This window comes from Rubripirellula amarantea (assembly GCF_007859865.1).
Taxonomy (GTDB): Bacteria; Planctomycetota; Planctomycetia; order Pirellulales; family Pirellulaceae; genus Rubripirellula; species Rubripirellula amarantea.
The window spans coordinates 742,854-767,831 of the sequence record NZ_SJPI01000003.1 but is presented as its reverse complement, the minus strand read 5'-3'; the positions used below and the strand labels follow the sequence as shown (position 1 = coordinate 767,831).

At 52.1% G+C, this 24,978-nt stretch carries 23 protein-coding genes; 14 read left to right on the top strand and 9 right to left on the bottom strand.

What is annotated here, in order from left to right; translation table 11 throughout:
- Positions 1-16: 16 nt before the first annotated feature.
- The gene (locus tag Pla22_RS22960; protein WP_146517118.1) at positions 17-448 is read right to left on the bottom strand and encodes a hypothetical protein; all 432 of its coding nucleotides are present in this window, start codon (positions 446-448) and stop codon (positions 17-19) included.
- The gene (locus tag Pla22_RS22955; RefSeq protein ID WP_146517116.1) at positions 448-2,190 is read right to left on the bottom strand and encodes a DUF1559 family PulG-like putative transporter; all 1,743 of its coding nucleotides are present in this window, start codon (positions 2,188-2,190) and stop codon (positions 448-450) included. Before Pla22_RS22955 ends, Pla22_RS22960 begins: the two co-directional genes overlap by 1 nt.
- Positions 2,191-2,522: 332 nt before the next feature.
- On the opposite strand from Pla22_RS22955, the gene hemP reads away from it, so the two are divergent.
- Positions 2,523-2,750, top strand: coding sequence for a hemin uptake protein HemP (hemP, locus tag Pla22_RS25895; RefSeq protein ID WP_146517395.1), 228 nt, complete (start codon positions 2,523-2,525; stop codon positions 2,748-2,750).
- A 7-nt stretch (positions 2,751-2,757) separates the two neighbouring features.
- Here the strand turns inward: hemP and Pla22_RS22945 are convergent, their stop codons facing one another.
- Positions 2,758-3,498: a hypothetical protein gene (locus Pla22_RS22945; protein ID WP_146517114.1), complete on the bottom strand. Its 741-nt coding sequence runs from the start codon at positions 3,496-3,498 to the stop codon at positions 2,758-2,760.
- A 92-nt stretch (positions 3,499-3,590) separates the two neighbouring features.
- Positions 3,591-4,745: a prenyltransferase/squalene oxidase repeat-containing protein gene (locus Pla22_RS22940; RefSeq protein ID WP_146517113.1), complete on the bottom strand. Its 1,155-nt coding sequence runs from the start codon at positions 4,743-4,745 to the stop codon at positions 3,591-3,593.
- Positions 4,746-5,124: 379 nt separating this feature from the next.
- On the opposite strand from Pla22_RS22940, the gene Pla22_RS22935 reads away from it, so the two are divergent.
- The 4 genes from Pla22_RS22935 to Pla22_RS22920 are packed head-to-tail and all read left to right on the top strand — an operon-like array spanning position 5,125 to position 10,315.
- Positions 5,125-5,754: a sigma-70 family RNA polymerase sigma factor gene (locus Pla22_RS22935; RefSeq protein WP_242632277.1), complete on the top strand. Its 630-nt coding sequence runs from the start codon at positions 5,125-5,127 to the stop codon at positions 5,752-5,754.
- Positions 5,751-8,567: a serine/threonine-protein kinase gene (locus Pla22_RS22930; RefSeq protein ID WP_146517111.1), complete on the top strand. Its 2,817-nt coding sequence runs from the start codon at positions 5,751-5,753 to the stop codon at positions 8,565-8,567. The genes Pla22_RS22935 and Pla22_RS22930 overlap by 4 nt, the downstream gene beginning before the upstream one ends.
- 15 nt (positions 8,568-8,582) lie before the next feature.
- Entirely contained in the window at positions 8,583-9,893 is a 1,311-nt protein-coding gene (locus Pla22_RS22925) for a hypothetical protein (RefSeq protein ID WP_146517109.1), read from the top strand.
- Entirely contained in the window at positions 9,887-10,315 is a 429-nt protein-coding gene (locus Pla22_RS22920; protein WP_146517107.1) for a PDZ domain-containing protein, read from the top strand. Before Pla22_RS22925 ends, Pla22_RS22920 begins: the two co-directional genes overlap by 7 nt.
- A 31-nt stretch (positions 10,316-10,346) precedes the next feature.
- Here the strand turns inward: Pla22_RS22920 and Pla22_RS22915 are convergent, their stop codons facing one another.
- Positions 10,347-11,243: a universal stress protein gene (locus Pla22_RS22915; protein ID WP_146517106.1), complete on the bottom strand. Its 897-nt coding sequence runs from the start codon at positions 11,241-11,243 to the stop codon at positions 10,347-10,349.
- A 261-nt stretch (positions 11,244-11,504) separates the two neighbouring features.
- Here Pla22_RS22915 and Pla22_RS22910 point away from each other — a divergent pair, with 261 nt between their 5' ends.
- Positions 11,505-12,617 (top strand): two-component system sensor histidine kinase NtrB, encoded by a 1,113-nt coding sequence (locus Pla22_RS22910; protein WP_146517104.1) that lies wholly within the window; start codon positions 11,505-11,507, stop codon positions 12,615-12,617.
- A gap of 254 nt (positions 12,618-12,871) precedes the next feature.
- Complete coding sequence (locus Pla22_RS22905; RefSeq protein WP_146517102.1) at positions 12,872-13,903, top strand: potassium channel family protein; 1,032 nt, start codon at positions 12,872-12,874, stop codon at positions 13,901-13,903.
- Between the two features lie 31 nt (positions 13,904-13,934).
- On the opposite strand, the gene Pla22_RS22900 is transcribed toward Pla22_RS22905, so the two are convergent.
- Entirely contained in the window at positions 13,935-14,522 is a 588-nt protein-coding gene (locus Pla22_RS22900; RefSeq protein WP_146517100.1) for a hypothetical protein, read from the bottom strand.
- Between the two features lie 258 nt (positions 14,523-14,780).
- On the opposite strand from Pla22_RS22900, the gene Pla22_RS22895 reads away from it, so the two are divergent.
- From Pla22_RS22895 to Pla22_RS22870, 6 genes are all read left to right on the top strand, one after another.
- Positions 14,781-15,698, top strand: a complete 918-nt coding sequence (locus Pla22_RS22895; protein WP_146517098.1) for a universal stress protein — start codon at positions 14,781-14,783, stop codon at positions 15,696-15,698.
- Between the two features lie 72 nt (positions 15,699-15,770).
- Positions 15,771-16,745, top strand: a complete 975-nt coding sequence (locus Pla22_RS22890) for a universal stress protein (RefSeq protein ID WP_146517096.1) — start codon at positions 15,771-15,773, stop codon at positions 16,743-16,745.
- An 8-nt stretch (positions 16,746-16,753) separates the two neighbouring features.
- Positions 16,754-17,173, top strand: coding sequence for a hypothetical protein (locus Pla22_RS22885; protein WP_146517095.1), 420 nt, complete (start codon positions 16,754-16,756; stop codon positions 17,171-17,173).
- 104 nt (positions 17,174-17,277) lie between these two features.
- Positions 17,278-18,837: a bifunctional aminoglycoside phosphotransferase/ATP-binding protein gene (locus Pla22_RS22880; RefSeq protein ID WP_146517093.1), complete on the top strand. Its 1,560-nt coding sequence runs from the start codon at positions 17,278-17,280 to the stop codon at positions 18,835-18,837.
- A 38-nt stretch (positions 18,838-18,875) separates the two neighbouring features.
- Complete coding sequence (locus Pla22_RS22875) at positions 18,876-19,907, top strand: dihydroorotate dehydrogenase-like protein (RefSeq protein ID WP_146517091.1); 1,032 nt, start codon at positions 18,876-18,878, stop codon at positions 19,905-19,907.
- A gap of 19 nt (positions 19,908-19,926) precedes the next feature.
- Positions 19,927-20,823 (top strand): CHAD domain-containing protein, encoded by an 897-nt coding sequence (locus Pla22_RS22870; RefSeq protein WP_165440802.1) that lies wholly within the window; start codon positions 19,927-19,929, stop codon positions 20,821-20,823.
- A gap of 224 nt (positions 20,824-21,047) precedes the next feature.
- Here the strand turns inward: Pla22_RS22870 and Pla22_RS22865 are convergent, their stop codons facing one another.
- The 3 genes from Pla22_RS22865 to Pla22_RS22855 form a co-directional block, all read right to left on the bottom strand.
- Entirely contained in the window at positions 21,048-21,626 is a 579-nt protein-coding gene (locus tag Pla22_RS22865) for a hypothetical protein (RefSeq protein ID WP_146517088.1), read from the bottom strand.
- Positions 21,627-21,768: 142 nt separating this feature from the next.
- Positions 21,769-22,203 carry a methyltransferase family protein gene (locus tag Pla22_RS22860; protein ID WP_146517086.1) on the bottom strand — a complete coding sequence of 145 codons (435 nt, stop codon included), beginning with the start codon at positions 22,201-22,203 and terminating at the stop codon, positions 21,769-21,771.
- Positions 22,204-22,226: 23 nt separating this feature from the next.
- A complete protein-coding gene (locus tag Pla22_RS22855; protein ID WP_146517085.1) occupies positions 22,227-23,192 on the bottom strand; it encodes a universal stress protein in 966 nt (321 codons plus the stop codon).
- Positions 23,193-23,524: 332 nt separating this feature from the next.
- Between Pla22_RS22855 and Pla22_RS22850 the strand changes: the two genes are divergently transcribed.
- Positions 23,525-24,961 carry a YeiH family protein gene (locus Pla22_RS22850; protein ID WP_390620298.1) on the top strand — a complete coding sequence of 479 codons (1,437 nt, stop codon included), beginning with the start codon at positions 23,525-23,527 and terminating at the stop codon, positions 24,959-24,961.
- The last annotated feature ends 17 nt before the right edge of the window (positions 24,962-24,978 follow it).

Here is a 24,978-nt window from a genome sequence, read left to right as displayed (position 1 = left end):
TAGGTTGTTGCAAAAATTAGGGATTCAAGAACGCGACCGCGAAAGAAAGTGAGTTCGCTTGGTCGGGCTTAAGTTCGCATGTGAGATCGCTGTTTGCGTCAAACGCAGGATCAATCATCGCATCGTCGGGAGGTAGATTCGTTGCTTGTTCGGCAGGGATGCTTTTGCGAATCTCTGCCGGAATCATGGCAACGCGAACTCGGTACAAACCGCCATGCAGGCCCGCACTTGCAGGGACTTCAAACTTGCCATCGAATACGGGAACCGAAGCATTAGGACCGGTTGTCTGACGCATCGGTTCCAGCGTCACCACCGCCCCCGATAAAGGTTCTCCGTCAGCCATCACGATGCCGGTTGCTTCTACCGAAGGGGATGCAGAGTCTTTGCAACCCACCACGCAAGTTGAAATCGCAAGAGCAAGAATCAGCGATTTGTACACGCGACGCATTACCAAGGTTCCTTGTCGATCACTTCACCATCGTTGCGAGCAGTCAGTCGTTGCAGGATTACAGCGTCAACCGATTCCGTCAGAAACCGAACCCCGCCATCGCTAAGTACAAACTGTACGCCGGAAATATGTGGCCCTCGAAACGATTCGTACGAGGGTATGTCAAACAACGAGATTTCAGTCGCGTTGAATTTTCCAAAAGTGGATGCCGTGGAATGGTAGGGATAGCTTAACGCCCATTTTCCAGCGCTTTCGCCACCCGATCCAGGATAGGGAAACGGTAAAGACGACGTTTCGCGAACCTGGACACCGAATTCGCCGGCAAGCAAGGTGTTCGTGGTTCCGTCTGCATTGGAGATATCATCGACGGTGACCCAAGAAAGCCAAGAGGAATCATCGGGCAATCCCGCCGTTACTCGTTCATTGCGAAACACGTTCATCGCATCAACGATCGCACCATCGTGGATCTGGTTGCGATACTTCTTGGTACCAGTGGAAACTGCGTAACTGGAGTACCCATCCGGTGAGCCGCCCACGTTGGGAAATGACATCGAAGGGCAAAGATAGACTTCCGGAGTCTTGCTGGCCGGCACTTCGTTCTGCGGCGACCAAGCATCCGAAGTCAAGTCGAACTGCTCGAACAACGACGACTGTTCCAAGAAAGGCAGAATGGACACAAAAGCCGTGAGTCCACCTTGCTGAATGGGCTCTCGATTGGTTCCGCCGACGCGAACGCCCAATGCACTGGGCGGTAATTTGCGATGGACGTTGTTGTAATTGTGCATAGCCAACCCGACCTGCTTAAGGTTGTTGCTGCACGACATGCGACGTGCCGCTTCGCGTGCGGCTTGAACGCCGGGCAATAGTAAGCCGATCAAAATGCCAATGATGGCGATGACGACCAACAACTCGATCAGAGTAAATCCTGCTCGTCGGCGATTGGCTTTGCGATGCGATCGACCATTCTTATCACGTCGGCGTCGCAGTAACACACCGCCGGCAACAAGTCCTAGGAGTGCCCAGCTACCCGGTTCGGGAACGGCAGTGGGTGAGGCAAAAGCCGTGCTTTGAGTGAACGTGTCAACATGGAATTGTTGCAACGACAATGAGCTCCCCGCTGCACCAAAGTCTAGGCGAAACGAATCTTGGCTCGTGGTAAGGTCCCAAATCGCGAGATATTGAATCATGTCGCCGCTGGAACCGCCCAACGACGTTCGACTGGTTTCCATGGCGAAGGTAGGAGCGATCGTTCCCGCGGTCAGTTCGTCAAAGCTCAACAGCAAACCGCCGTAATTCAGTTCACTGCCGCCTGTTTGGAACTGGGCGACGATTCTCGTGTTGTCGCCTCCACTGGTTCCTGAATTGATTGTGGATTGAAAGCTAAGCGGTGCAAACGGCGAATACGCATTCCCGCTTTCGACAGAAATGCCGCCCGGACCAACGGCAATCGAGCTAGCGGTTCCGAACTGTCCTGCGATGTCCGGAGTTGAATCCACAAAACCGTTAATGGGATTGTTCGGCAGTATCGCGGCTTCGAACACGTCCCAACCGCTGTAGGTGCTGTTCGCATCGCCACGGGACCATCCAAAGATTTCACCGGAGACATTCGGCACAACATCGCCGGGAACATAAATCGCTGCGAATGCAGCCGAAGAAGATACGAGCCCACCGTAAGAGACGGCGAGTGAGATCCAAACAAAACGACACCAATGCATAGCACTGACCTCTGCAAAACAAGTCACGAAAATCGCCCGCTCGTTGCACGATGCAACGGGGTGCGGCGCTTCTGTCTTGCTCGCTGGATCAAAGTCGAGTGGGCGATTTTGGCGTCTTCAGACGCACGAATGCCAGCACCGATTGGTCTTGCTTGCTACCTTGGAAGGCTGTTGAGAATTGATCTCAACAAGGCCGATTCTAGGTGCTTGGGGTTGGCCGCGAAAGCCCCAGCTTTCAAAATTCTCGAGCAGGCCTTCGTTTGGCACTGAAAAACACGGCCATTTTTTTTTTCGCAGCCGACGTTGACAAAATTGACTCCGGGAGTTTTCTTAATGAGACCCGTTCGCAACAAGGCGGGATGCCCGCCGTCTCTTACTCCCCTACCAGCTCTATGCCTCTGCCTTCTGATGATCCTCAGGGCGAACGATGCGCAAGCCAAAGTGATGCGCCCCAAGAAAATCTGGCCCGGAAAATACTCCGGTTTGAAGAGCTCGCACTCTGTGGTGATGAGATTTGGATCGAGTACCAAGGGAAGCTTTATCGGCTACAGAGCACCCGGCAAGGCAAACTTGTTTTGACGAAGTGAGCCTTGTTCAAACGATTGGCTGCTCGGCACGATAACGCACCAAAAACCATCCGCGGCCAATCGACGTTGCGGTTTCTAGTTCATGCGGATCTGAAAGCCCACCAATGAAAGAGGAGGGTCTACTGTTGGGCGGATGCCACTCGGCCCAGTCGCCACCATCAGTGCCGGTTAACTGCAACTTGATCGCACCATTCGCACAACGTTCGATTGCACTGATGTAGACGAGGCGACTTTCGATGCGAGGCGCTTCCAACAACACAAGCGTTGTCGGGCGACCAAATGGATAAGCCATGAACGGTCCGACCGCATTACGTTGTCCATCAGTCGTCGGCCAGTCGTCTCGAAAGGTCGAAGCGATCGCTTCGAGTTGATCAACACGACTTGCAAATCGAATGCGTTTGCCTTGCCACGCAATGGATTGGTGGTAACGCCCCACCGAACACCAAATCGCAATCACGCCGACCAGCACAAACAACTGCCGTATGGAGCGACTGCCTAGTGCATTCTTAGAACTGTCTAGTGCATTCTTAGAACGCCCCAGCATTCTCGCGAACAGTGCAATAAGGGTGACCGCCGCGACCACCGAAGTAATGCTGAAAGCACCGAATCTAAACCAGTCCGTGTTGCCCATCGCGTCCGAAAAATCAAGCCTTTGCATTATCGATTCGACGGACGGATCGACTGCGATCCACAAAGGAAACGCAATCAACGTGACGATATGGATAATCCAAATTTGCTTGGTTTTCATTGGTAATTCTGACGTTTCAACGCAACGAGTAAACCGCTGGAACGGATTGCAATGCGTCTGCGTGCGCTCGAAGACTCCTCTGTTGACTTCGCTTATTTGCAATAGGCCAAGGCCATTAATGCAAAGCTAGTTGCAAGGTTTTTATCGTTCTCGAACCAACGCTGATTGTCGTTGCTCCAAGACCCATCATCGTTTTGCCGCTTGGCAAGTTCAGCAACCAAGTCAGCTTTCCAATCGTGCTTCGTTCCGTCGCTTTGATCGACCGTTTTTAAGCCGCTCGCGTTGAGACCCGATGCGAAGGTGTGGTAGTAGTAATACAACCCAGCGGAACCCATTCCTGGGTTCTCTTCGACGCTGTAGTGATCCGTGATCCATTGCTGAGCCGCTTTAACGCGGGGATCGTTTGGCGTAAGCCCAGCAAAGATCATGCTCTTGAGTCCCGTGTAGCCCATCGAGCCATAACTTCGTAGTCCACCGTTGGGTGTGTATCGTTCATCCGAAGTGCTTGGGTCAATTTTTGTTGTTGGGATTTCGTAGTAGAATCCTCCGTCATCGACCTTCGCGGCGAACTGGGTATCGTTGTATTCGGCATCAAGATTCTGGCACCGCGAAACAAAGGCGAGTGCTCGCTGAATAGCTGGATCGTCAGGACCGGTTTCGGCTGCTCGTAACGCTTCAATGAAGTAGCCAGTGTTGGAGAGGTCTGGACGGCCTTCACCACCGTAGCCCACGCCACCGTACCAAGGGTCCGACGGTTCGCGTTTTCCCTTGCCGTACTGAACACCGGTGACAAAGTCTTTGGCACGATTGATCAGCTCGTTGTACTTGCCCGGATTCTTGTTCGTGGGTGAATTATTCGCTTCAGCAAAACAGACGATCGAGACGCAGGTTTCGTAGTTCTTCAGCCGGCCGTTCCCGTAGATGCCTCCATCGGGTTTGACGTAGCTTTCCAATGCGTCCAATCCCTCGGCAACGATCGGTTCGTCAACGCCGCGGCCGTTTCGCAGCGCCGACGTAACCGCTAGTGCTGTGACACCGGGACCGACTTTGTCCGAAAATGTGCCCGCGTCGGACTGACCTTCGTTAGCCAAGAAAGCAAGTCCTTTGTCGACAATTGACTGTCGCAAGGTTTCTGTCTTGGAAATCGGCTGCGTTTCTTGGGCATGAGCTAGCGAGACGGTGAAGGCGAGCGCGACAGAGGTGACAAAAAAGCGTCGAGTCTGGCGGAAATTCCGGCGGTGTTTCATAATATGGCACTCCGATGCAACGAGGTTTGGGTAGGCAGGAAAGCTCCTAGCAAGGAAGGCGAAATAAGGCACAAGCCGTGCCAAAGCTATCAAAACGCGGAATTAGATAAGCGTGCCGGCAACAAAGCGGCGAAGCCCAGCGGATGGGAATCAACGTCATGGACCCGTTTGAAAACGCCAGATTGAATACCGATTGAATGCCGGTTAAATGCTTGGGGCGGGCCTCAAGGTGGCGACTAGAACGAGCCCCATGCAAAAGTATGGCCGCGGTAGGAAATAGCAAAGCTCCGGACACTAATCGGTGTCACGTTAGAAAAAATTACCAATTTGAGCGTGACAAATAAGCTTCGTTTTGGCCAAGCGTATTAGGGAGTGTTAGGTGACAGATTGTGGAGATCCCGAAGAAAGACTCGATTTGTTCCGCCGGGCTATCTCCGGCGATACCGAGAGTCTTGATCGCCTTTTAGCAAGCTTTTCAGGTTACCTGCACGTCCTTTCACGCACTCATTTAGACAAGCGAATCCAGCACCGGGTCAGCCCGTCTGATGTAGTTCAAGAGACACTGATGGAGGCGCACCGCGACATTGCAAATTTCCATGGTCTCGAACTTCATGAATTCACCGGTTGGCTCCGTCAAGTCTTAGTACACAATATCGCAAACGCCGTAGGAACTCATATGTTGGCCGCAAAACGTAGCGTCCATCGCGAACAACTTGTAGGAAGCCTTTCCGCTTCCGTAGATCATTCGCATCAGCGACTTTCAGCACTTGCTGCGGACGCTTACCGTTCGCCTGCTTCAGAAGCGGGGCATCAAGAAACGCTATCGGAACTAGCTGCTGCACTCGAACAGTTACCCTCAGACTATCGGACCGTCATTGTTCTTCGGCATCTCGAAGGGCTTGATTTCGCCGAAGTGGCAGATCGAATGGAACGTACCTCGGGCGCGGTCAGAATGCTTTGGCTTAGGGCAATCGAACATCTGCGTTTGGCAATGGAGAAGCAATCATGATTTTGGATCAAAAAACCGAACAACCCCACGACATGATCGCTGAACTGTTAAATAAGTACGCCGAGCGTCTTGAACAAGGAGACGAACGCGGCGCTTCATTGCTGTTGGACCAGCATCCGGAACTCAGCGCACTTTGGGGCCAGCACTTAGAAACGTTGCAAGCTCTTTGTCGCGTTTCTAAACAAGCCCAACGATCCGTTGCTCCTGACCAGCAATCCGAGATCAATGGATCGGTCCTGGGCGATTACCGTCTCAATCGAGAGATCGGTCGTGGTGGCATGGGGGTTGTCTATGAAGCAACGCAACTTTCTTTGCGTCGCAGCGTGGCGTTGAAGGTGTTGCCTTTTGCCGCTGTCTTGGACAAGCAACAAGTCGCTCGATTTCGAAACGAAGCCCAGGCTGCTGCATCCTTGCATCATGCTCACATCGTTCCGGTCTACGCGGTCGGGTGTGAACGTGGTGTGCACTACTACAGCATGCAGCTCATCGACGGCCAGACACTGGAACAGGTCATTGAGTATCCAGATCTGTATGCGGCTCCTGACCGAAGCAGGAAGCGTCAAAATGATACCACGATCGAGCAAAACGTTCGGTGGAACCACCGTAGCTCGTCACCATCTCGCAAGTTCGTTCAAGACTCCGATTCGCTCGCTGAAGAATCCGGCGATTTGTCGTCGGGCAAAGTGGATATAAGGGCGAAAGCTGATCGAACAACGCATGTAGCCTTTGATGATCATGCCAGCACGTTGCATTCGATTCGTAGCCGGGACTACATCCGAAACTCAGTCGAGTCAATTATCTGTGTTGCCGACGCCTTGGATTTCGCTCACCAACAAGGTGTGGTTCATCGCGACATCAAGCCATCCAACCTCCTCATCGATTCCACAGGAAAGGTTTGGGTTGCTGACTTCGGACTCGCTCGAGCCAGAGGCTTGTCAAACCTAACCGCCGAAGGAAAGGTGATGGGCACGGCTCGCTACATGAGTCCTGAACAGATCTCTGGTAAACCCCAAGAGATCGATCATCGAACTGACATCTATTCGCTAGGGATCACGCTCTATGAACTATTGACGCTGACACCAGCGTTCGCGGCAGAGGATCGTGAGACGATGTTCGCTGCCATCGAGTGCCTCGAACCGACGTTGCCTCGGCGAATCAATCCGTCCATCGCAGTGGACCTTGAAACCATCGTTCTCAAGTCAATCGCCAAGGGAAAAGACGATCGCTATGCGACAGCCGGCGAGCTTGCCGAAGACCTTCGCCGCTTTCTTGATGGACGACCTACAATCGCGCGTCGCCCGACGCCGGTTGAGCGCGCCGTGCGGTGGGCGGTTCGTCGCCAACGTTTGGTAGCATCGGTTTTTTGTTTGATGTTGGTGGCCATTAGTGGACTGGGAGCAGCGACTTTCCTAATTGCAAAGGAAAGCCGATTAAAGGATGAAGCAACTTTGGAAGCGAGGCTGCACCTTGACCAGGCTCACGCACTGGTTGATCGTTTTGGTGGTTTGATGTCGAGCCGTCTTTCGAACATTCCAGGTGGTGATCAAATCCGAAGTGAAGTTTTGCGCGAGGCAGAACGTTACTACGAAGACTTTCTTAGATACGCCGAAGACAAACCAGCGCTCGGCGCTGACCTGGCGAAGGTTCGTTTCCGTTTGGCGGCAACGCTATCGCAGTTAGGCGAGATTGATCAAGCAGAGCACAAATACTTGGAAGCCTTGGCGGGCTATGCAGCCATTCGCGATGACTTCAATGGGACCACCATTAACGATGCTGATATGGCATTGTGTCTTCACAACCTAGCCGCACTTCAGAAAGATCAAGGCCGCTTTACCGAAGCTTTGCACCACTATCGCCAAGCAAGTGAACTGCATGAGCATCTCGTGGATAAATTCCCCGACAATGCAAGCTATCGGCAGCAAATGGCGATGACGAAGAACAATCTCGGCCTGCTGCTTTGGCAAAGTGGCGATGTAGCTGAAGCAAGAACATGCCTGTTAACAACGCAGACTCAACTGCAGGATGCATTGCAACAGTCGCCATCGAACGTCGAGCTTCGTCAGCAATTGATCGAATGCCGGAACTCGCTAGTGGCAACCTGCCTGGAGAACGATCTCGGTGAGGCGGAGTCGTTGCTGCTTGCGAACATTACCGATTTAGACGACTTGTTGGCTGAGCAATCACAAGCCAACGGCAAGGACACCAGTGCGGTTCATGCATCGATCAGTCAACCGCTTGACTATCAGATTGCCGTTTCACGGAACAATTTGGCGACGGTGCTTAGCCGAGGGGCAAGATACGAAGAAGCGGTACGAGTATTAGAAAGAACGATTCCACTACTTAATGATATTTGCGCCAAGTCTCCCTCGAATGCGACATCGAAGATGCAGCTTGCCATGGCCCATAACAATCTGGGGCAAGCCTTATGGTCCAATGCTACAGCGAACGAAAACGCAGATGGTAGTGCGGCGGTTGAGGCTTTCGAGACCGCCGAGAGTCTTTTGCGACAAGAGTTCGCTCAATCCCATTCCCGCCACGAAGTACTAAGCCAACTTGCGTCGGTGCTGCACAATCGGGGAACCGTCTGTCAAAGTCAGGGATCCCTGGCTGAGGCGATGGATCGATTAACAGAAGCTCTGGGGTTGCAGTCGCAAGCCTTAAAGCAAGCTCCGTTTCACCACGGGTATCGAAGCCAATTGCAGAAACACCGCGAACTATTGGACCGGTTGTTGAGTCAACTAAAAGCCTGTCATCCCTATCACTCGCCATCAATAACAATGGCCGCGGTGGGCTCGCCAGCAGGTGGGAAGTAAACAAGGATTTATGTGATGCAAAATAGAATAAGGACAATTCATCATCGCAGTACTTCGCGTCAAGTTCGCGGGTTTGTTCGCGTAGAACAATTGGAGTCTCGCAGCTTGCTGGCTGGTTTGATCAACGTTGGCGATTCTTTGCTTCCGTTGGATACCGGCCCGGTTGTTGCCGTGGCGGCGGAAGTTAGACACGAAGTCATACAAGACAATGCAGCGAACCAGGGTCGTGATTTGTCGGGTGTTTCCGATACAGATCTCGAGAACGACATTTGCCATCATGGTGATGGCGAACATGATGATGAACACAGCCATGGGCAGGATGGAGAATGCCTGGAAGCCGAACTGAAGAACGATCAGTTCAGCGGCACTACCACAGAGCCTGCTGATCGGCCCGATATATCCGTACCGCCAGCGATCCGATCGGAACGTGGGTCAGAAAAGGAACAACAGGCTCCCATCGAAGTTAAGGAATCCTCGAACTGGTTGTCCTCTTTCGCGACGTCAATGGACAGCGGTCGTTCCCGGTTATCTTTCGACTCGGGGCAACCATCGTCCGCATCCGAAACGCGCGCGGATCGATCATCAAGCTTTCGATACTTTGTCGCTTCCAATCAAGCCGTTCATGACCCGTTCAAGAGCCTAGATGCAGAACCGTTGATGACTGATGCGGTACGGAACACATTCTTCGCCCATTCGTTGTTAGAGCGATCGGGTTTGCAGTTACGTGAAGGTTCTGCCAAGTCATCGACCGATTCGATGAACAAAGAATCCCATGTTGCTTCAAACGATGCCAGGTTTGCGGTGAGCGGACGCGAAGTCGCCTCTGGCGAAACGAGTGACCGCAACAACGATATGACGATGATGGATGAAAACGATGTCGCGGATCAATCTGCCATCGCAGCCGCGGAAGAGGCTCTGCGTATTGCGGACCACGCACTCGCATCGTCACTGCTTGATCCAGCGGCAATCGACGTCGCAATCGCTCAGGAATTCGTTGAACAAACGGGTGTGGCGATTGCGCAAACGCAAGGGCAGCCCGCCACGATTGAAAGTCGATTGGCTTCGGCACCGCAAGGTTGGCAGGTTGGTTTCTTCAGCGTCGTGTCGTTGGTGATTTCAGTGCGCACGTCTCCACTGAGTAAGAAGTCGCAAGACACGACGACTTTTAGATCCATGACTCGCTACGTTCGCTCGATAACCGAAGCTCCGGTTCGCCGCAAGAAATCCGCCATCCATTATCTGCTTCGCGGAACTCGTCGTCTGTTTTATTGGTCATCCAAACTGAAGAATGTTGAGGTCGGAAAACGAGGAGTCAGGCAATGTTGAAACGTCATCACGCTATTCAGTTATGTTCGTTACTAACCTTCGTTGTCTTAAACGTTGTTGGTTCGCAACGACTTTGTGCCCAACCCGTTGGGGAGCCGGAGGTTAAAGCCGAGTTTGTCGAACCCAAGATTCGTCATGTGCCTCGCTTAGGCGAATGGTACCTTGGCGTTTATGGCAATTACACCTCCACCGGTTTGCAGTTGACTCAGGTTTATCCACGGACAGCGGCTTCGGCCGTTGGTTTAGAAGTTGGCGACCGAATTGTTGCTGTCAATGGTCAACGGATCAGTATGCGGTACCCGCTCGACATTGCATTGCAATCAACGAGAAATGGTTGGGTGAGGTTGTTGGTGCAGGATCACCGAACCAATCGACTGCTCAACGTGAACGTACGATTGACTCGCGTTCATCGACACTTCTAGCACGTCCTGTCGTTTGGAATTGGTTCTCGCGTTATGCCGAATCGTTTGATTCGGATGATTTCCAATGGTGCCTAGAAATCCAGACGCTACAAGGTGCGTGGCGCAGGACGTACTTCGAGGTGCTGCCGAGCAAGAAGTTTCCAAGCCGGCTATGTTCACTGTCACCAACAATGATTAAGTCCGCATTGTCGGACTCTGCAGCCTGGACGATAGCTTCGCCGACATGATCTGCAATCTGGATGCGAGACGTCGTATGAGGGAACGTATCGGCAAGCCGGCTAGACATTCGCTCGGCCGTCTCTGTAATCGGCGCGATTTGTTCGGGAGTGACGGTCATTGGGTTTGCCATGTAACCTTCCCCGACGAAGACGTACGGATTAAGGACCACGCTAACCACCTCGACTCTAGTGTCGCTTTGCCAATTCAGTTCTAACATTTCGGCGACGGCCTCACGCGACGCACGCGATCTGTCAAAGCCGAGCACGATCTTCGCTGGTTGGGAAGTGTCGGATTGTGGTCGTACAACAACGACGGAACATTCGGCGCGACTGGCAACGCTGTCCGATACGCTTCCCAGCAACAATCGTCCGATGGCCGAGTGCCCCTTCGCTCCGATAACAATCAGGTCGGCCTGCGATTTCTTGGATTCTTCTAAGATGCATGGCACGATCGCCCCCGATCCATGAACAATCGACGTTGAGTTGCATGATGCATCCAGGTCAGTTTGTGCTTGATCCAAGATCGCTTTGCTACGTTGGTTCTCTTGTTCCGACCATTCCGCCAGCCATGGTTGCAATGCGTAGCCCGTTGGATCGTAGGTGACGTGCATGATCGTCACATCGACCGTGTTGTCTTCGGCGAGCGATTGTACAAAACCGATGGCTTCGTCTGCGTTGTCCGATCCATCAATCGGCAATAGAACTTTCATCGTCGTTTCTCCGCTGGCGGGCAGTTGGGGATCAATGTTGCATGACTGTGGATGCAGCTTTCATACCAAGCCTAATCTGCAAACTTCATCCACATCGGGCGACCTAGCCATTGTCGACTAAGTTCATGTCACCGTGGGGTGGATTGTTGCTATCTGTAACCGATCTTGGGTGCTTCAATCTGTGAATTCTTTGCATCATCTTCGCCAGTGGTATCGCGATTGCAAAACAGTCGGTTTTAACAAAAAGCCGTGCAGAAAAAGATGTCAGAAACGCAAACACGAACCGCAAGCATTCGCCAGAATGGTCTCGCAAGTAGGTTGTTAGAATTATCGCCCGCAGCGGTCTTGATAACGAATCTGTTGGGGGAAATTCAGTGGGTGAATCGTGTGACACTGACATGGTTTGGATATAGCGAAGCCGAATTGCAAGAAAAGGTCGTTGACGTCCTGTTCTCGAGACAAGTAGCGAGTGACGCTGGTGCACACCAAGCGTGCCCCCTGTCACATTTTGGGCAACGATCGGGTGAGTACGATGGGAAACAATGGGACCTTGTTGGCCGACGAAAAAATGGCAGCATCTTTCCCGTTCGATTCACGTCGCATCGTTTGTCGAAGACTCTGGATGAGATTGTGTTTTTCGGTGAAATGAATTTTCCGCTAAAGGATGCTGATCTTGCAAAGCGAATCGAGGACGAGCGACTATCCGCCGTTCTAGAGATGGTTTCGGGACTCGCCCACGGGTGTCGAAATGCCATGCAACGCGCTCAATCCTGTCTTGCTTTGATAGAGCTTGATCTGCCGAAGGAATCGAGTTCGTTGCAACTTACCGACCGTGTTCGCGCGGCACTGGCGGACTTGCATAAAAACTACGAAGAAGCAAAAAGCTATGCCTCTCCGATCACGCTTCGTCGAAGTGATGTGGACTTGGCTAAGTTGTGCGGTGATACCATGACTGAACTTTCGATCGAACTTGCTCAGTACTCAGTGCAACTGAAAGTCGAGTGCGATAGCGTATGCCAGCGTGCTTATGTCGACCAAGCTCGAATGCAACAAGTCATTTATCATCTGCTAAAGAACGCGATTCAGGCGAGTCCCGAGCTCGCCCTAATCCGGTGCGTCTTCCATGCAAGCACTGCACCGAGTGGAGAAGGGCTTGAACTTCGGATTCGCGACTACGGTTCAGGGATTGGCGAAGACATTGCCAAACGTGCGTTTGAACCATTCTTCACAACAAAGCAGCAAGGGACTGGACTTGGGTTATCGCTGTGTCGCCGTATTGTCGCGGCTCATGGAGGCACGATTGATTTCGTATGTCACTACGATGTCGGCAGTGAAGTGTTGGTTCAGCTTCCTAGCATGCGAAATGAATCATGACATTACTTTCGGGCCAACACCTTTACCCACACGCATGATACGATTGGAAGTCAAAACATCGTCGCGGTCGCGCGCGAATGCAAGTTCACTTACATCGATTAAACCATTGACTCGACATTAGCGACCTGAGGATGCTTAACGTCCATCGTTGTACGAACGATTGACTGACAAAGTGCTTTACGAACGATACCTAGATCACTGATGTTTCCAGCGTTGGGCCGTGAAGCAAGTCCATTGAAAGATTTACACCGCGAGTGATTAAAAGCAAGCTCAAGTCGCCGCTTCAACGCATCGCCAGCGGTGGAGTACTGTTGTTGGTGGTCTTTGGGGTTTCCGTCATCGGTTACCGATTCTTGGGCAACTATGGGTGGCTGGAATCGGTCTGGATGGTCGTCATCACGATCTCCACCGTGGGGTACAGCGAATCAAGTTCGCTTTCCCCAATACTGCAAGTGTTTACCGTCATGGTCATTCTGTTTGGCATGTCGGCAGCCGCCTATACCTTCGGCGGCTTGATTCAACTTCTCTTGGAGGGCGAGATTGATCGTCTGATCGGACTTCGACGTATGACTGCAGAAATTGCCAACATGAAGGGACACGTCATCATCTGCGGCTTCGGCCGAATGGGACAGTGCTTAGCTGAAGAGCTTAAATCGCAGGGCCGCAAAGCGGTTATTCTCGAAAGCAATCCGGATCGACTGCGTGAAGCTGACATGCTCGGGTACGCTTGCCTGACCGGCGATGCGACGGAGGAGTCAACGTTAATGTCCGTCGGGATCGATCGCGCCAGTACTTTGGTCGCGGCTTTGTCGGGTGATGCTGAAAACGTGTTTTTAACGTTGACGGCTCGAAACTTGAACGCCAATCTTCAAATCGTTGCCCGAGCTGACCAGGTAAGTACCGAAAAGAAACTGCACCAAGCCGGTGCGAATCGAGTCGTCATGCCCACGGTGGTCGGGTCGAGGCAGATGGCTCGTGTTATCACTCGTCCCACTACTGCAGACTTGATTGAATTGGTTTCGCAGCGTGAATTTGCGGATCTTGAACTTGATGAGCTGCGCATTAGCGAGCACGGGAAGCTTGCGGGACTAACCGTTGGAGCTACCAACGCGCACCGAGATCACAACCTGTTGATGATTGCGATTCAAGATGCTACGGGAGCATTAACGTTTAACCCGAATGCTATGCACACGTTCAAAACTGGCGAGGTTGTGATCGTGATGGGGCATACCGGCGATATCAAAAACTTTCGAGCCAAGTACGAAGAGCAGCTTTCTGAGGCTTAGCAAGTGTTCGAAATGCACCGCCGCATCCGCGTTACTGCAGCATTGCTTGAAGTCGCATCGAGGTGACCACTTGATGAATGATGGCTTCCTCTTTCTTGGAAATCTTTCCAATACCCAGATGGCCGCCTGAAGATTTTGCAACTTCGATCATCTGTTTCTGCGTCAATTCAACGAGCCGGTTTTGAGCTGTGCTCGACATCTTTGCGAAAGTCTCATGCGTGTATCGCTTCCACGCATCAACACAAAGTCCTGGGGGATGTTTCGTCAGCCAACGGTCCAGCAAGATCCAAGCCGTCGTCGCTTCGTGTATACCTAAACGAGTCGCAGCAGCAATCACCGCGGTCCGCTCCCGTTGATCAGCGACTCCTTCTGCCCAAGCGACCAACACTAGCGGAATCAATCGTAGCGCGATCACGCCATCGGCAGTGATGCCGAGCTTCGCCATTTCGTCGAGTAGCTTTTCGTCGTGAATGCCAGTGCTGCGTAACAGTTCACGGCGCCCATCATCGCTGGTCGCTTCCGCGTGCAGCTTTTGAACGATCTTTTCTTCTAGCTCAGCGAAAAAGTGTTCCGCCTCAGCGTGTTTACTTAGCGGTGATTGGTGTTTCAATTTCTTCATGATGAGATCTATTGCTGAGATATGCAGAACGAGCCAAGTCTTATGGAACACTCGTGCAGCAAAGGGTGGGCCACTCACTGCAATCACTGCTGCGGGTATTAAACATCCGAGCGGAAGTGGAACGTCCACGCTCATTTGTGCGTTATGGCGCGCAACATGCACGCTGGATGTATGGTTTTTCACCGATTCTTGGTTTGGCATCACGAATGCGTGCACTACTGATTGCGTTACCTCTCTGGAAACCCACGGGAGACCATGATGAAAAAAGTACTGCTTGCCACCGACGGTTCTGAACCAGCCCTTCAGGCGGCTAGGTTTGTTGCAAGGCTTCCTCACGATGGGCAGTTAGAGCTAATCGTTGTGACGGCTGTTTTCGTGTCTGGTCGCGAGAAAACTTTACTCGACAGCGATTGGATTGCAGCGTGTTTAGCTCAGGAACGCAAACAGGCTGACCAAGCGTACAAGTCAGTTGTCGAAATGTTCGAGGGGGCCAACGTGAGTCTGAGGCAGGTCGTTCGTGAAGGACTGCCCGCTGAAACTATCGTACAGGTCGCCAATGAGGTTCGTCCTGATTTAGTGGTAATCGGAGCAACGGGACATTCGGCTATCGCTCGGGTGTTACTGGGAAGCACCAGTGACTACATCGCCACCCATGCACCCTGCAGCACGCTTGTGGTCCGTCCGAACCAAGCGTCAACGCAGAATCACCCATTGCAAGTCACGATTGGGTACGACGAAACGGGGCCAGCGCAAGCTGCATTGGAAGAGTTTGCGGAGTTTCGCTGGGGATCCAGCACTAAAGTTGACGTCGTTACTGTCGCCACCACACCGGCACTTCAGGCGCTAGCCGGCGGAAAGAGCGAGGACGACCAGCGTCTTACCCAGCATGCAGTCGATGATGCCGCGCAGCAGATTCGCGAGGTTGCTCCGAACGCTATCGGTCGAATTGTTAACGGTGATCACGTCGGGGAAGGATTAGTAAAGTTTGTCGAATCCAACCGGGCTGACTTGTTGATTGTCGGCGAAACGCCTCGGACCCGTTTGAACCGCATGCTTATGGGGAGCATGACTCGATTCGTTCTTCGCCATGCTCCGTGCAGTGTGTGGATCACTCGCAATCGAATGATCGAGGGCGTTAAGAAAAGAACATCAAAATCAACAGTAGCGTCGCAATAGATAGAAGATGAATAGGTCAATTGATCTTCTTCGTAAATTTCAAACAAGCCGTTTCAACTGAGGCCACCGGACATGAGAAACTTTAAGCACATCCTAGTTTATGCGGGTACCGAGCAGCCGGAAGTTGCTGTCACACGTGCTGCTCAGTTAGCCCTCGAAAACAACGCATCACTGACATTGATGGACGTTGTCAAGCCAATCCCTAAGGCATTGGGTTTGATGACGGATGTTGCGAAACCGGACGAGCTTGAAAAACTCGTCGCAGCGGATCGCCGTCGCCGTTTACTAGATCTTGCCAGCGAGATATCTGACACTGGACTGCAGCTCGATGTGCTGGTTGCCATTGGCGATCCGGCGACGGAAATCACTCGTCAAGTTGTCAGTGACCAATACGATTTGGTGGTCAAAACAGCAGACGGATTCTCACCGGCTGGCAGGCTATTTGGCAGCATTGCCAAGTCTTTACTACGACTGTGCCCATGCCCAGTATGGTTGCTGAAACCGCAAATTCATGGTGAATTCGATCGCGTCCTGGCAGCCATCGACGTTGATTCTTTGGATGCGAAACATGCGGATTTGAACCGCAAAATCCTTGAACTCGCTTACTCAATTGCTCAGCGTGACCAAGCGGAATTGCACGTCGTGGGTGCATGGCAAATTTGGATGGAGGACGCCGTGCGTCGAAACGCCGGGGACGACGCTGTTGAGCTACTTCGCAAAGAGCATGAGGCGAAGGTCAACAAGGCAATCGATGAATTATTGCAAGCCCCGTATTCCAAGTCGGACGACGTTCATCTGCATCTGCGCCAGGGGACGCCTGCCTCAGTGATTCGAAGTGTTGCGGATGAGATTGAGGCGGACCTAATGGTGATGGGGACCGTCTGCCGAACTGGCGTTGCAGGGTTCTTAATCGGAAACACTGCCGAGACGGTGATCTCCGACGTGACATGCTCTCTGCTGGCCTTGAAACCGGATGGCTTTGTGTCACCCATCCAAGTTGCAAATGCATTGTTGATTGAAGAAGACGAACCCTTGCCTCTATTGTGAGACCCTTGATGAAACGCTTTCTACTTTATGTTGTTCCGATTGCGACGGTACTTGTGGCGGTGGCGACTGCGGCAGATCCTCCTCTAGATCAACCCAGCAAGATCACTCCGCTGATGCATTTGAAACTCGATAAGTCAAAGGCCATTCTCGAAGGCCTAACGCTCGAGCAATTCGACACCATTAAAATCAATGCCCGGGCACTTCGATTGCTGAGCACAGAATCTGGTTGGAACGTGTTGCAAACAAAAGAGTACGCAGCCCAAAGTCGCGACTTTCAACGTGCTGCGGATTTGGTGATCGAAGCCGCTGATGACAAAGATATTCATCGTGCGACGCTTGGCTACGTTGCCCTCACCGTTCGCTGTGTCGAGTGCCATTCCTATATGCGAAAGCACCGGGTTGAGTTTATGAAACTGGATGTCGAGTAGCGCGGCGGTACCGATAACGAGGCAAACCGCATGCACACGTCGCTCAAGGGTCTTTCCTCCGTGGAACCTTCGGCCTCTGACCTTCGAACTTGAAAGTTTGTCTGATGACTGTATCAACTGAGAACTCCGTGAGCATGGAGCAATTGATCGAGGGACTCACCCGGGACGCCGCCTATCCGCACCCGACGGCGGGCGAAGTCGAAGTACACGAAACGCATATTTCAGTGGTGTTTCTTGCCGGGGATTTTGCCTACAAGATCAAGAAGCCGCTTCGAACCGATTTTTTGGATTACAGCACCCTCGAACTGCGAAAGCAGTTTTGCGAAAAGGAATTGGCGCTGGATAGCCGATACGCAAGCGATCTGTACCTAGGCGTTGAATCCATCGGTTGGGAACGTGGGCAGTTGTGTTTGGGGACTTCTGCGCCGCCTGTTGAATACGCAGTGAAAATGAGAAGGTTTGCTAAAGGGTCGTTGCTTAGCGAACGCATTGAGACCGGGGAATTGACGACATCGGATCTGAAACAATTAGCGAAGACGATCGCTTACTTTCATTGCGGTGCAACGAAGTGTGAAGCGAGCTTTGCATCCGGATGGACGGATTATCTGGTCAAAAATTTTCATCAGATCGCAACTCAACTCAAGGACAACACAGATTCCCAAACGGCATCCACTCTAGCGGAATTGCATGATTGGTCGGATGACTACTTCAAGCAGCATCTGCAGGTGTTCGGCAGTCGTGTTGCCGATGGTTTTATTCGCGAATGCCATGGCGATCTGCATTCCGAGAACATTGTTTTTTGGGACGGACGACTCGTTCCGTTCGATGGCATCGAGTTCAACGAACGTTTGCGGTGGATCGACGTTCTCAGCGATGTGGGGTTCTTACAAATGGACCTTGCCGCCCGAGGACACCAAGATTTGTCGCATACCGTCATCAATACTTACCTGGAAGAAACGGGCGATTATCAGTCGCTAGTCATTCTTCGTTGGTTTCTAGTTTATCGCTCCTTAGTGCGATCTTGGGTTGCAACGATGCGATCTAAGCAGAGCGGACTGAGTTCCAGCGAACGTCACGCTTCGATTGCCGATGCTCGGCAGCACATCAGTTTGGCCCAAAAGTTCACGATGGACAGTCGCCCTCAGTTGTGGATCACGCATGGCGTAAGCGGTAGTGGCAAAACGACCCTCAGCGAATCGGTCGTGCAAAAGCACAGCGCATTCCGCTTGCGCAGCGATCTTGAACGCAAGCGGTTGTTTGGTCTCTCAGAAACCCAACGCCCTTCAGAGCAGTTGCAAGCTGAGATGTACAGTGACACGGCCGATGAACGCACCTATGAGCGACTTGCATCACTTGCGAAAGATATTGTTCGGGCTGGTTATAGCGTCATCGTTGACGCGACGTTCTTGCGTCGAAATGACCGTCAGCGTTTTCTTAAGCTGGCAAGTCAAGAACACGTTCCGTTTGCGATTTTAGATTGTCGAGCAGATCCTCAAACGCTTCGCGATCGCATTGCCAATCGCATGGCTTTGAATAACGACGCGTCCGATGCCGATCTTCGTGTTCTCGAGGATCAACTTGTTTCCCGCCAACCGCTCTCTGGAAACGAACTTGATTATCTCGCAGACGTGCCGGACGCGATCAAGATTGCCGATCACTTATGACTTCACTCAATCGTTACCCCATTCACATGGATACTAAGATGACAACCTCTCTGCTGACCAATTTTGGTGGCCTCTCGCTTCAATCTCCTTTAATCGTCGGTGCGTGCCCGATGACGCTAAGCGAGCAATCTCGACTGGCGATGCAAAATGCCGGCGTTGGCGCAATCGTGTTGCCTTCTCTATTCGAAGAGCAAGTCATCGGATGGAGCATCGCTTCGGGACGCACGATTACCCAACGAGAGAAAGAAATCTACGCGCGAGCCAACCGGACCGAACACAATTGGGCGGTCCAAGATGCGGAATCGTACTTGTCGCTTGTCAATCGAGCGAGTGCGTTGCAGACAGTTCCCATCATTGCCAGTTTGAATGGATTTACGGCTGGCGGCTGGATGGATTTCGCGGGTGAACTCGAAGAGGCCGGGGCGTCGGCCATCGAACTCAATGTGCCTCATTCGCATGCCCGCGATTACGACAATTCAGTAGAAATTGAAACGATCATTCGCGATGCGGTGCGCGAAATCAACGCGGCAATTACGATTCCGTTGTTTGTCAAACTTGGCCGCAACTTTACCAGCGTCCCTCACATTGCACGCCAATTGCTTTCTGGTGCGCAGGGACTTGTTCTCCATGGTCGCGCCCCAGCACTTGATATCAGTCTTGAAACGCTAAATCTAACTAGGCAATGGAAGCTGACCAATAGCGGTGTTCAAAGTGAGTCGCTTGATGCGCTGATGCAAGTCCACAGCTATTGTCCAGCAATGCCGTTGGCGGCTAGTGGTGGCATTGGTCATGCTGACGATCTAGTGAAAGCTCTACTAGCGGGAGCCGATGTCGGTATGGTCACGTCGGCTGTTTACCGCGAAGGACCTGATGTGATTCGAACCTTGTTGGAAGGGTTGGTGGAGTTCATGGAGCGTCGCCAAATGAAAACGCTTCGCGACTTGCAAATGCAACGTCCGCTAGAATTCAACAGTGATGAAGAGCGTGCTGCCTACATCGCCGCGTTGACAGAACATCTTGAGACGTCGGAAAAGCAAGCTCTGATTTCGCAAGCACGCAATGAAAGCTAACTCGATATTCGTTCTAACGATGAAAACTTGTGCTCCGACTGATTTGTCTGCATCCCAGTCATTGGGGAAACGATTAAGCGATGTGCAACAATTTCTGCCATTGGCGGCTAAGCACGCCGACGAAGATTGTGAATACGTGCACCAATTACGCGTTGCCACCAGAGAGGCGATTGCGGGATTGGACTTGTATGAAGATCGCCTACCATCCCAACTGGTGAAGTGGTTGCGGAGAGAGCTGAAGCGAATCCGATCGGCTGCCGGCGAGGCTCGCGACTTGGACGTCATGCTGGCCTACTATGAGAACTGCAAAACTAGTCGTCTGAAAAAGCTCAAGCGATGCCTCAAGAAGCAACGAGCCCAGGCTCAAGGTCCACTGAAGAAGATACAGAAGCGATTGTCGTCCGATAGGAGGCTTAGCAATCGGATTGTTGCATGCGTTGTCGCACTAGATTTGGCTTCTGCCGACGAAGTCTCGGCAATGGTAGAAAGTCACGTTGCCGAGGCAGCTAGGTCGCTCGCGGCGGTGATCCAGGCCCGGAAGATCGACCATGATTCATTGCACATGCTTCGTAAGAGAGCGAAGCATCTCCGCTACTGTATCGAACTACAGCAAGAGTCTATTCCGAACGATTCGTTGCGAAAGCTCTACTCCGCAACGTGCTCCATTCAGAAGTCCATTGGCCTGATTCACGACCGCGTTGTTGTTTCGCAATACTTGCTGAAACTACGAAGGAAAGTATGCTCAAAGCGATTTGAATCATGCCTGAAAAAGTTGCGTAGAAAAGAAAAGTGTCTGGCAAAGCGAGAGCGAAAAAAATTTCTCCGTTGGTTCAATGGAGACCGACAGGAAAGCATCTGCATGCTCACGGAGAGTCTAGATGCCCCCAAGGGCATTCCTGCCAATACAACCTTTTAAGTAGATATCCAATGGTGGGTTAGCAGGGCTCGGTTTGCCCAGTTGATGCGGCGTCACAGCTAGTCGCACAACACGTCCCACTGGCAGTGCGTTTGAACCTTAGAAAACTGCGTTTACCTGCGATTGCGAAGATTATGGAATTGAGGAATTCACTTGATCGATGATGACGCCGCGAATTTGTCGCGGCTCGTAAATGGGCAGAACAGTAAAGTGGAAAGGAATGTCTACTGGGCAGGTGTGATCGGAACTTCTGCGATCTTATCAAGGACAGCTTGTTCCGCTGCTGAAATACTCTCACGACTAAACTGCTTCTTGGAAGCTTGAGCTACAGCGGTGGCCAATCTTAAGATTTCTTGTTGGAGCATCTTTGCAAGTGTCGGTGTGAGTGTTTGCCCTAGTGCAATGGCGTACTCTTTCCATAGTTCCAGAAGCGAGTCCGATGGGCGATGGTGGAGCCACTGCTCCAGTACTTCAGACGCTGTTGGATTGTCCTTGATCCCTCGATGCAACGCTGCACTCAAGATTGATTGACGTTCCGCAGGGGTAATGAACCCGTCCGCCCATGCGACGAACACCAAAGGCACTAACGCGATCACGGCTATCGATGCCGGTGTAAAGTCGGAATCCACAAGGTGACTAAGCAACTGAGCGTCTTCAAAACCGGTGGCCGATTGAAGTCTCGCAACGGCATCGTCATGTTCCATCTTTCGACGCAATTCGGCCCTTAGTTTTTCATCGACGCGATGGAAAAACTCATCTTCCAGTGCTTTGCCTCGTTCGTGAATAGCATCTCGTTCAAACATGGAATTGCCTCAGTGGGTGGGGGTGCGTTTCGAACAGAGTGGATGAGCAAAGGTCATGCCTATGCCGCTTTGACATCAGGTGAAAAAGCAAAACGCTCGAAAGCGAAAAGCAGAAGTGCAACGAACCAAACGTATTCGAATCTTAAACGCGATCCAGTCGCGGAACGAGTTGTCCGGTCTTCTCTTGGTAGTCGCGGTATTGCGGAAAACGCTGCAGTATCGACTGTTCTTCTTCGTTTGCCTTCATGACCAGTATGACGGCTAATACGCCCCATACGGCAAGTCGCCACCAAGCAAATCCACTGCCAAGCGTTGCTGCCCCAAACCAAAGCAGGCCTGTGTACATGGGATGGCGAACGAGTGCATAAGGACCGTTCACGAGCAGTCGTGTGTTGTCGTTAATGGACGGATGGATTCGCAGTCGAAGTAAGCCCATTGTAAGCCAAGCCCAAACTGCCAGTAATATTCCGGGAAGTGAAAGTACGATGACAAGCCAAGGTATCGGCCACCAACTCGCCGATAGAACTAGAACGGCGGCGCAAACAAATTGACCGGCGATCAGCAGTGAATGGAACATGCGATGAAAACGGAATCTTTCGTTTAGTGAGCCGCACCACTTCGTTGTGTCTGCTCCGCCGCTTCCTGCTTCGCTTTGGCGCGGTCATTCTTGTCTCGAACGGTCAGCACACTGCATTGAGCATGACGCAGCACATAACGTGACGTGCTGCCCATGAACACACGCGTCAGCAAACCACTGTCGCTATCGCCCGTCATGATCAAGTCGCAACCATGGTTTTCGGCGTATTCGATCAATGCTTCGCCCGCATGACTACTTTCGACGAGATGTGTTTCGGTGTTCAGACCCATCGATTGTAACTGAGTCTCAAAGTCAAGGATCTGCTGCTGTGCATCGTTCGAGAACGACTGCCAGAATTCCGAGGCTTTTTGACGGATGTCTTGGCGGTAAAGCGTTTCAAGAATCAAGATTCGCACCAAGTGAACTTCGACGCTCGGTCTTAAGTTTAGTTGACGCAACCAGTCCACCATCCGTTGGTCTTCGGGGCCGCCGGATAAGGCGATCATGATCTTTTCAAGTCCCGGCGGAATTTCGGAACGCCGATTGGGACGGACCACCAGCGTCGATACGTCGCTATGAGTGGCCACGTAATCAGAGATGCTACCCAACAGAACTCGGTCAAGAGCCGAATGTCCTACCGCCCCCAGCACAATCAAGTCAGCGTCGGTATCGTCCGCCACACGCAACAGTTCGCTTGACGCCGGTCCGATCGGCACGTGTGTATTTACCGAATGCAACAGCTTCTGATGAGCGTCTGTACGAAGTTCGTCGGCGGCGGCATCGACGCGTTCCTGAACGGCATCTCGTTCTTCACTGATGAACAATCCGAGATCGACGGGCATCCCGGCCATTCCCGTATCCAGGACCATCGGTGGAGCCACTGCTGCGACGATTTCTACATCAATCGGTTTGCGAAATGGAATCGCAAGCAAGTAGTCTGCAGCGGCATGAGAGTGAGGGGAAGCGTCGTTGGCAAGAATAACTCTCATCGTTGTCTCCAGAATTGTTTACAAGAATCACCGATCGGGATTAACACTGGACTACACGCAAAGCAGGTGCCAACTCAATATACTGCAACCGCAAGAAACAATCGCTCAGTATAGTGCGCGAATTAGCACGCTGTGATGTCACGGACGCACGGATCGAAACCGGTCATAAAGGAAGTACCCAAGATCAACTACCATCGAATCGGAAGCGAATCGGAAGTGACCGGGCAGCGATCTCGTAGCACTCGTTTCATTGGATCATCTTCCGGATATGATCATCCTTCTCTGAGAGTTTTTCGAAGAATCGTCCTGTTTGCAAAGAAGTGAGGAAAAGCGTGCCAGACGCCAATAGCAGCCCGTCGGAACCGGTTAGTCAGAACCAGATCAGCCGGAAGAATATTTCTGATGATTGGCTCGCGATCATCTGCGCAACATTCATTTTGATCGGTTCACTGGCTTGTGTCGTGGTCAGCACGACCAGCGCGGCATCTGAAACTGGTGAAGTGGCCGTTACCGCGGTCAATCCTCTGGCCCAATGGATTGGCAAGCCTGCGAAGTGGTCCAGTTCACCGCTTGGCGCCTTCTCAAAGACCGACGATTCAGGAGCATTGAGCTGGGGACCACTTTGGGCAACCCTAGGTTCATTTGCGTTACTTTCCGGGTTGCTGTCGTTGGCAATACGTTTTCGTGACGGGCGCGGCAGCGGTGTAAGGTTTCTGCGAGGCTTCGCCGGTGTCTTCCTGTTGGCGACGTTCAGTTATGCATTGGCCGAGCAAAGTGTGGTTAAGGCCTACAACTTAGAATATGCGTTATGGGCATTGATGGTCGGATTAATCATCTCCAACACGATCGGGACGCCGTCTTGGTTACGACCTGCTGTCCTCACCGAGTTTTTCATCAAAACTGGTTTGGTCTTGTTAGGTGCCGAGGTGTTGATGTCTCGTCTGTTGGCGTTGGGATTGCCGGGCATCTGTGTCGCCTGGATCGTAACACCCATCGTTCTCATTAGCACTTATATCTTTGGTCAGAAGGTTCTAAAGATTGAATCCCGATCATTGAACATGGTGATTTCGGCCGACATGTCAGTGTGTGGTGTATCAGCCGCAATTGCGGCGGCGGCGGCTTGCAAAGCGAAAAAAGAAGAGTTGTCGCTCGCGATCGGAATGTCACTTTCCTTCACAGTGGTGATGATGGTGGTCATGCCGTTGGTCATCAAAGCGATCGGTTTAGACGATGTGGTGGCGGGTGCGTGGATGGGAGGCACCATTGATTCAACAGGAGCCGTAGCGGCCGCCGGTGCTACGCTAGGCGATCGTGCACTCGAAGTCGCCGCCACGGTAAAGATGATTCAAAACATTCTGATCGGTGTGTCGGCGTTTGGGATCGCCAGCTATTGGGTCGCCTATGTTGAAAAGGATGCGGAAGGAACACGACCGGGGATATCAGAGGTTTGGAAGCGATTCCCTCGGTTCGTGCTCGGATTCGTTGCTGCTTCGATCATCTTTTCTCTGCTTCACTCGTTCATGGAAGGTGGCCCCGAAATTGTTGGAAGTATGATTAAGGGATCGACCAAGACGTTGCGAGGTTGGCTGTTCTGCTTGGCGTTTGTGAGTATTGGTTTGGAAACCAAATTCTCTGAACTGATTCCTTACTTCCGAGGAGGCAAGCCTCTGTTGCTTTATCTAGCTGGCCAGTCGCTGAACCTGATTTTGACATTGCTGATGGCTTACTTGATGTTTGGCATTCTGTTTCGAGATTTCATTGCGCAATAACCACTCCTTCACGAGGG

Coding starts and splice junctions, on each gene's coding strand:
- Pla22_RS22915 (WP_146517106.1), bottom strand. CDS start 11,243: ATGAAAGTTCTATTGCCGATTGATGGATCGGACAACGCAGACGAAGCC.
- Pla22_RS22910 (WP_146517104.1), top strand. CDS start 11,505: ATGTCAGAAACGCAAACACGAACCGCAAGCATTCGCCAGAATGGTCTC.
- Pla22_RS22960 (WP_146517118.1), bottom strand. CDS start 448: ATGCGTCGCGTGTACAAATCGCTGATTCTTGCTCTTGCGATTTCAACT.
- Pla22_RS22945 (WP_146517114.1), bottom strand. CDS start 3,498: ATGAAAACCAAGCAAATTTGGATTATCCATATCGTCACGTTGATTGCG.
- Pla22_RS22925 (WP_146517109.1), top strand. CDS start 8,583: ATGCAAAATAGAATAAGGACAATTCATCATCGCAGTACTTCGCGTCAA.
- Pla22_RS22860 (WP_146517086.1), bottom strand. CDS start 22,203: ATGTTCCATTCACTGCTGATCGCCGGTCAATTTGTTTGCGCCGCCGTT.
- Pla22_RS22885 (WP_146517095.1), top strand. CDS start 16,754: ATGAAACGCTTTCTACTTTATGTTGTTCCGATTGCGACGGTACTTGTG.
- Pla22_RS22920 (WP_146517107.1), top strand. CDS start 9,887: ATGTTGAAACGTCATCACGCTATTCAGTTATGTTCGTTACTAACCTTC.
- Pla22_RS22880 (WP_146517093.1), top strand. CDS start 17,278: ATGACTGTATCAACTGAGAACTCCGTGAGCATGGAGCAATTGATCGAG.
- Pla22_RS22890 (WP_146517096.1), top strand. CDS start 15,771: ATGAGAAACTTTAAGCACATCCTAGTTTATGCGGGTACCGAGCAGCCG.
- Pla22_RS22870 (WP_165440802.1), top strand. CDS start 19,927: ATGAAAACTTGTGCTCCGACTGATTTGTCTGCATCCCAGTCATTGGGG.
- Pla22_RS22875 (WP_146517091.1), top strand. CDS start 18,876: ATGACAACCTCTCTGCTGACCAATTTTGGTGGCCTCTCGCTTCAATCT.
- Pla22_RS22895 (WP_146517098.1), top strand. CDS start 14,781: ATGAAAAAAGTACTGCTTGCCACCGACGGTTCTGAACCAGCCCTTCAG.
- Pla22_RS22865 (WP_146517088.1), bottom strand. CDS start 21,626: ATGTTTGAACGAGATGCTATTCACGAACGAGGCAAAGCACTGGAAGAT.
- Pla22_RS22855 (WP_146517085.1), bottom strand. CDS start 23,192: ATGAGAGTTATTCTTGCCAACGACGCTTCCCCTCACTCTCATGCCGCT.
- Pla22_RS22900 (WP_146517100.1), bottom strand. CDS start 14,522: ATGAAGAAATTGAAACACCAATCACCGCTAAGTAAACACGCTGAGGCG.
- Pla22_RS22940 (WP_146517113.1), bottom strand. CDS start 4,745: ATGAAACACCGCCGGAATTTCCGCCAGACTCGACGCTTTTTTGTCACC.
- Pla22_RS22930 (WP_146517111.1), top strand. CDS start 5,751: ATGATTTTGGATCAAAAAACCGAACAACCCCACGACATGATCGCTGAA.
- hemP (WP_146517395.1), top strand. CDS start 2,523: ATGCCCGCCGTCTCTTACTCCCCTACCAGCTCTATGCCTCTGCCTTCT.